Origin of the sequence: Paenibacillus sp. 1182 (assembly GCF_017833915.1) — a bacterium.
GTDB lineage: Bacteria > Bacillota > Bacilli > Paenibacillales > Paenibacillaceae > Paenibacillus > Paenibacillus polymyxa_D.
In genome coordinates this window covers 28,250-35,431 of record NZ_JAFICR010000011.1, presented here as the reverse complement: position 1 = coordinate 35,431, position 7,182 = coordinate 28,250, and the positions used below count along the sequence as shown (strand labels likewise).

General features: G+C 56.0%; 3 protein-coding genes. All 3 read right to left on the bottom strand.

Annotated elements, in window-relative coordinates; genetic code table 11:
- Positions 1 to 198: 198 nt before the first annotated feature.
- The 3 genes from JOD82_RS20745 to JOD82_RS20735 are packed head-to-tail and all read right to left on the bottom strand — an operon-like array spanning position 199 to position 7,053.
- A complete protein-coding gene (locus JOD82_RS20745; RefSeq protein ID WP_069012670.1) occupies positions 199 to 1,932 on the bottom strand; it encodes an ABC transporter ATP-binding protein in 1,734 nt (577 codons plus the stop codon).
- A complete protein-coding gene (locus tag JOD82_RS20740; protein ID WP_029517530.1) occupies positions 1,929 to 3,755 on the bottom strand; it encodes an ABC transporter ATP-binding protein in 1,827 nt (608 codons plus the stop codon). The genes JOD82_RS20745 and JOD82_RS20740 overlap by 4 nt, the downstream gene beginning before the upstream one ends.
- Positions 3,745 to 7,053, bottom strand: coding sequence for a non-ribosomal peptide synthetase (locus JOD82_RS20735; protein ID WP_209949865.1), 3,309 nt, complete (start codon positions 7,051 to 7,053; stop codon positions 3,745 to 3,747). The genes JOD82_RS20740 and JOD82_RS20735 overlap by 11 nt, the downstream gene beginning before the upstream one ends.
- Between the last annotated feature and the right edge of the window lie 129 nt (positions 7,054 to 7,182).

Genomic DNA, 7,182 nt, shown 5'->3' with positions numbered 1-7,182 from the left:
TTCTTTATAGATAGGCTTTGTACCTAGATGTCACTTAGTCACTCTTAGAAGAACCGCGCAGGCCATTCCCGGAACGGCTCCATTCCTCATTTTTCGTGTCTACGTTTTCTGGTAACTACCGGTTATAAAGTCATACCTTGGATTACTAAAAGACTCTGTCGCATTCGCGAGCAAGAAGCCGCCCGCCGTAAAGCGGATCTAGCCGTACAGCCGGGCGTAAAAACCTCCGAGCGCCAGCAGGTCCTGATGGCGGCCCCGCTCGACGACCGTCCCTTGGTTCATGACGGTAATCAAATCCGCATGTTCCACGGTGCTGAGACGGTGGGCGATCAGAATGGTGGTGCGCCCTTTCATCAATACGTTCAGGGCCTGCTGTACCCAATGCTGGGATTCGTTATCCAGCGCGGAAGTCGCTTCGTCCAGCAGCAGAATCGGGGCGTTTTTGAGAATCGCCCGGGCGATCGCAATTCGCTGCCTTTGTCCGCCCGACAACGACGCTCCTCTCTCTCCCACCGGCGTTTTATACTGTTCAGGAAGTTCCTGAACGAAATGGTGAGCGTACGCCGCTTTGGCCGCTTCGATCACTTCTTCATCCGTTGCATCCGGGTTGCCGTAGCGGATGTTTTCCTCAATCGTGCCGGTAAACAAGAACGGCTCCTGCGGAACGTATGCAATCTGCCTGCGGATTTCGTCCAGCGTGTAATGGCCGAACGGTTTGCCTTGGAGCAGGATTTCTCCGCTGTCCACAGGATAAAAGCCGAGCAGCAGCTTGATCAGCGTACTTTTGCCGCTGCCGCTGGCCCCCACGATAGCGGCGACCTGGCCGGGAAACACCTGCATGGAGATGTCGACAAGCACCTTTTTGTCCGCCTGATAGGAAAATTCCACATCGCGAAACTCCACCGCAGCCTCCGACACGAGCTCGCTGTGAGGAGATCCCAAACGCTCCGGTTCCTCTTCCTCTCTTAGTACCTCTTGAATCCGATGAGCGCCCGCGAGCGAATTTTGGGTCATCGACAGAACCATCCCCAAGTTCAACAAGGCGTGCGTCAGATTCACTTGCAGAACCGCCAGGGCGGCGACGCTTCCCATTCCCATCAGTCCGTAGGCATAAAGAAGACTGCCGATGACGATGATGCCGCAGAACGTGACGTAGCTGATAAAATGATTCACCGCAGCCTGCATGCCGTTCTTCTGCGCGGTTTGCCGAAGCGTCTGCGTCATTTGTTCGTTCAACGCCTCGTACTGGCCGTAAATCGTGCGGATGCGGAACAGCTTCACAATTTGAATGCCGCCCATAAAATCTTTGAATTTTTCGGTCATTTTACCGAGCGTTTGCAAGCCTTGTTCGGACAAGGCGCGAATATCCCGCGCAAATTTCAGACTGACCACGGAGGACAGCAGCAGAATGACGAAGGATACGCCGGCAAACCGCCAATCGATCAACACCATGGAGACAATGGAGCCGATGCAAAAGACAACTTGAAGCAGCAAAACGAAGTAAACCTGCGAGAATGTAAACTCAACGGTCGTTACGTCGTTGTTCACCCGCGACAGCAAGTCCCCATGGTGCGTCTGCTCCAGGAATCTCGGCCGCACCCGGCACAGCTTGTCATAAAGACGTTCGCGGATATTCAGCACAGTCAGCTCGACACTGCGCTGGTTTAAGTAAATGAACCAGGGAGAAATCACATTTTCCAGGAACAAGGCCGCGCCCAAAATAATAAAGGCTTCCACCATCAGGGACGTATCTCGGGACACGGCGAAATCAACCAAGTTATGTACGACCAAGCTGAAGGCGATCAGGAACAATGTCTGGGTGAGCGCCGTCACGGCCAAGCCAATGGCGTACTGGGTTTTGCGCTTGCGGTTCATAAACATCAGCAAGTAGCCGAGTTCTTTCACTTGCGAGAGCCATCCGCCCTTTTTCATGTGTACGCCACCTCCCTGCGTTCGGCAGACTCAGTAAATTCCTGATAGTACGACTGGGCGTACAGTCCCTTCATCTTCAACAATTGTTCATGAGTGCCCTTTTCAACAATACTCCCCTGTTCCATGACCCAAATTTCGTCGGCGTTTTGTACTGTAGAAAGCCGGTGGGCAATAACCATCGTCGTTCTCTGCTTCATCAATACGCCCAGTGCTTCCTGAACCGCGCTTTCCGACTCCGGATCAAGAGCCGACGTTGGCTCGTCCAGCAGCAGAACGGGAGCATCCTTCAGAAAAGCCCGGGCCATTGCAATGCGCTGGCGCTGCCCGCCGGACAAAAAGCCTCCGCGCTCTCCGACATACGTCTGGTAGCCGTCGGGCAGCTGCATAATGAAGGAATGCGCCTGAGCGGCTTTGGCGGCTTCGATAATCTCGTCCATCGACGCTACTTCCCGCCCGTAGCCGATATTTTCAGCGATCGTGCCGCTAAACAAATATGAATCCTGGGTTACCACGGAAAAATGCGACCGAAGCTGCTCCGGATCGGCGCCGTGGATCAGGCTGCCGAACACGCGGATCTCGCCCTGGTCCTCCGGAAGCGGATAAAAGCCGTATACAAGCTTAAACACCGTGCTCTTCCCTCCGCCGCTCGCTCCGACAAGCGCGATCGTCTTCCCTTCCGGCACAGAGAAGCTAACATTCCGCAGGATCGGGGATCTCTCCTCATACCCGAAGGTTACGTTCTGAAACTCGATGGGGGAGGCGCTCGCTTTCGGAAGCGAACGGCCATTTTCCGTTTCGGTCGGCTGCTCGACGATTTCGGAGACCCTTCTCAGGGCACCGGCCATTTCGAACGTCCGCGTGATGAGCTCGGGAATATGCTCCAGCGGCTCCAGACACAGATTCAGCAAGTACAGGAAGGCGATCAGCTCCCCCGCGCCTAGCTGCCCTTTGTAGATCAAATAGCTTCCGTAACTGACGGCGAAAATGATCGGGCTGATCATCAGCGTGGAAAGCAGCGGGTTGACCCAGGCTTCCCGCTTTTTCACGGCCAGCTTTTTTTGAGCCGTCAATTGCAGCAGCACTTGGTAGGAGCGAGATAACATGCCGGATAGCAGGTAGCTTTTTACAATAGGCATACCTCCAAGTGTATCCTGGAGGTTGACGTTCATTCGGCCCATGTTCGCCTGGGCTTCCTCCGTCAACCGCTCCAACTGCTTGCCGATCCATTGGGAAACCAGCAGCGCTACGGGAAATAACAGCAGGCTGTACAGCATCAGCTCCCATTGGAGGTAGATCAAATAAGTGAAACAGCCGATGAACAACAGCGGATGATAAAACCACTGGGCGAGGTCCCGAATCATAAACTGCTGGATGAGCTGCAGGTCGTTGTTGATCCGCGACAATACGTCGCCGGAGTGCTGCTTTTCCAAATAGGAGACCGGGAGTTTGCCGATATGACGCATGACATGGTTGCGGATATCCTGCACCGCAGAGGCGCTGCTTCGCTCCACGCCGAAGCTCATGAAAAACTTCGCCGGCACACCGATCAAGATGACCACAAAGACCGTGTACACGATTTGCAGAACGATTGGCCCCGCCCCCTTCTCGGCCTGGGTGGTCAGCTGCTCGATCAAACTTCCCGTCCATATCTCAATAACGGCGGCGGCAATCGCGGACAAGACACCGACGATCATCCAGCCTTTGTGACGGCTTACATAGGACATCAACCAGCGGAACGCTTTCCAGGCGGCGTAAGCGGTTTGACGCTTGGAAGGCGCCGCTGTGCCTTGTTCTAGAACAGACGGCTGGCGGTCAGCTTCCATGCAGTACCCCGGCCTCCGCTTCGATCTGCCGCTTGACTTGCTCTAAGATGTCCCGGATGACGACGGCCGTTTCTTCCACGCGCGCGAGTTCCAGCAATTCCTCGTGCGCACCCTCCAGCCGGTAATCGGCGTAAGCTTGCGTCGTTGCCCCCCGCCAGGAAGGCAATTGGTGCTCCAGGCGGAACGCTTCGCTGTCCTTCGCAATCAGTTCGTAAATCCGGGCCGGGATCGTGCCGGAATTAATAAGCTGCGCTTCGTACGCCAAGGTCGCTTTGACCTTCCGATGAACCCGCTCCCGCACGAGCGGGTTGCTCATTAATTCCTTCTCTTCTTCGTCGAAATCGGCAAGCATTTCTTCAAGCTCTTTCTCCGACGTTTCGGAAGACGTCAGCGTGTCCTTAATCCACGAGTCCACCATGAGCACGTCCGTTACGGAATAGCCTCTTTTCTCCATCGTTTTGGCTACCTCGAACGTCAGGTTGCCTCCAAAGCAGTAGCCGAGCAGCACGTAAGGTCCTTCCGGCTGGATGCGGACGATCTCGTCCACATAACGGTTCAGCATGGCCTCGTAATCGACGGCATCGTCGATAAAATCAATGCCGTAGAGCACGAACCCGCCGTCGAGCCTGCTTGCAAGCTCTCGATAACCGATGCCAAAGCCGCTGCCCGGAGGGAAGCAGAACACGTTCAGATCTCCTGCTTTATTCAACTTAATGAAGGAGTCTCCCCCTTTATCCAGGCCCTGATCCCCCTCTCCGAAAGCCATGGCCTCAACGGTTACATGATGGAATTGGCGGTTCAGCGGTATCTCAATGCCCGTTTCATCGTAAACGGCTTGAACGAGCCTCATCAGACTTAACGAATTGCCACCCAACTCAAAAAAGTTATCCTTTACGCCGACCTGCGGAACGCCAAGCGTATCCTGCCAGACGCGGGCGATCTTCATTTCGAGCAGCGTTCTCGGCGCGACATATTCCGTTCCTCCGTCCGCGGCTTCCTCCGGCGTGGGCAGCGCTTTGCGGTCGATTTTCCCGTTCGGGGTCAGCGGCATCCGCGAAAGCTGCACGAGGTACGAAGGAATCATATAACCCGGAAGCTGCTTGGCGAGCTCCTCTTTGAGTTCATTCGCCGCCAGCCTCGTTTCTGCGACGTAATAAGCGACAAGTTGCTTATGGCCGTTCGCGTCGTCGCAGTCGAGCACCTTGGCTTCTTGCACGGCGGCGATCTTCAGCAGCTGCGTCTCGATTTCGTCCAGCTCGATCCGGTACCCGCGGATTTTCACCTGGTGGTCGATCCGGCCCAGGTATTCGATGTTGCCGTCCGGCAGCCAAGCCGCCAAGTCACCCGAGCGGTACAGTTTCTCCCCCTCCGCAAACGGGGAATCGACGAACTTCTCCGCCGTCAGATCCGGACGGTTCAGGTATCCTCTCGCAAGGCCTTCCCCGGCCACGTACATTTCGCCCGCTACGCCAATCGGCACAGGGCGGCGGTTTTCATCAAGGATGTACACCCTCAGCGTCGGGATCGGCTTGCCGATATTACTCTTCGCCGCCTCCATTTCGACCCACGTGATTTCCTTATATGTCACGTGAACCGTCGTCTCGGTAATGCCGTACATATTGATCAGCTTCGTCTCCGGGTACTTCGTCTTGAAGCCCTTGAGCAGCAGCGGACTCAGCGCTTCGCCCCCAAAGATGACGTTGCGAATCCGCAGATCGTACGGATGGTCCGCCAAGACCTTACGCAGCAGCTGGTAGAAGTACGTTGGCGTCTGGTTCAAAATCGTGACCTGTTCGCGGCCCAGCAGCGCCAGGAAATCGGCCGGATTTTTCGCCGTCAGCGGCGGTACGATGACCAGCTTGCCTCCGTTCAGCAGCGCTCCGTACATTTCCCAGACAGAGAAATCGAAGCAGAACGAGTGGAACAGCGTCCACGTGTCGGACGGCCCAAAGTCGAACAGGTTCTTGTCGTTGAACAGGAGGCGCACGACGTTCTTATGCTCGATCAGCGTTCCTTTCGGTCTGCCGGTCGTTCCCGACGTGTAGATGACATATGCCAGGTTGCCCGGCCCGGAAATCGGCTCCAGGTTCGAAGCGTCCAGCGCATCGGCGGAGTCCGCCCCTCTGTCGCCCCAAACGAAATCGTCCAATTCGAGGCGCGTTCCTGCGAAGTCGGTCTTCTCATGCAGATGCTTCTGAATCAGCAATAACGGCGCGCCCGAATCCTCAATCATGAAGCGGATGCGCTCCTCCGGGTAGTCGGGATCGACAGGCACGTAGGCTCCGCCCGCTTTGAGAATCGCCAGAATGCCGACGACCATATCGAGCGAGCGTTCGGCCAGAATCGCTACCAGCTGATCCGCTTCTACTCCCGTCTTTCGCAGCTTCCGCGCAAGGCGGTTGGATCGCTCGTTCAGCTCGCGGTAGGTCAGCTGCCGCTCGTTCATGACGGCGGCCACGTTGTCCGGGTAAAGCTCCGCCTGTTCTTCGAACAAGCCGTAAATCGTTTTCCCCCGCTCGAACCCGGTTTCGGTGTCATTAAATCGCTTCAGCAGCGTCTCCCTCTCGTCTGGGGACAGCACATCGGCTTGTCCGAGCTCCAGATCCGGCTGAAATAAAAGCACGGACAGCAGCCGAACAAGATGGTCGGCCGCCTGGTCCACAAATGCCCGCTCGTACCGCTGCCCGTCAAAGCTTATTTCCAGCTCAATGGAGTGGTTTTGACGGTCGAAGCGAAAAACTGTATCGGCCGCCACCCGGTTACCCAGCGGTTCCGGATGAATCGGGGCGAAGGATGCGACGGTGTTGACGACCGGGAGGCCGTCCCCCGTATAGTCCAGATGGAGCGGCTCCACCATTTTCCGAAAAGGCAGGTGCTGATGCTCCAGCGCCTCGCCGATGGAAGCTTTGATGCCCCCGAGCAGCGTTTTCAGCGTAGTCTGGCGGCTTACGGACGTCTTGATCACCAAGATGTCATGCGGCGGCGGAGTCCCGTCGGGGTCTGCGCTATAAGAAGGCATGCCGACCAGCACTTGGTCCCGCCCGGTATATTTGAACAGCAGACTTTTTACTCCTGCCAAAACAATCATGTACAAAGCCAAATCCGAACCGTTGGCGAGGCAAATGATTCTCTCCGAGAGTTCGCTCGGCAGAGTACGGTGAAGCAAACCCGGCTCGGCCACAGCTTCCCCGTCGGCGTATAATTTGGAGGATTGACTGTAGGGAAGGAAGCTCAGGCTGTCATCGGCGTCAAACTTGCCGCTCCAGTACCGTTCTTCCTTTTCAAACAAAGATTTCATTTGTACCTCCCCTAAAAATGAAGTGACCGCATGCCCCGGCGCAGGTCCGAAAAAGCATGCTTTCGGCCTGCGCGTTTACGGGCTTGGACGTTGTTCGCCGTCTTCCTTGGGATGCGCGCCGCTTTCGCT

What these genes read in the sequence shown, in the direction of transcription:
- JOD82_RS20740 (WP_029517530.1), bottom strand. Translation starts at nt 3,755, where the DNA reads ATGGAAGCTGACCGCCAGCCGTCTGTTCTAGAACAAGGCACAGCGGCG.
- JOD82_RS20735 (WP_209949865.1), bottom strand. Translation starts at nt 7,053, where the DNA reads ATGAAATCTTTGTTTGAAAAGGAAGAACGGTACTGGAGCGGCAAGTTT.
- JOD82_RS20745 (WP_069012670.1), bottom strand. Translation starts at nt 1,932, where the DNA reads ATGAAAAAGGGCGGATGGCTCTCGCAAGTGAAAGAACTCGGCTACTTG.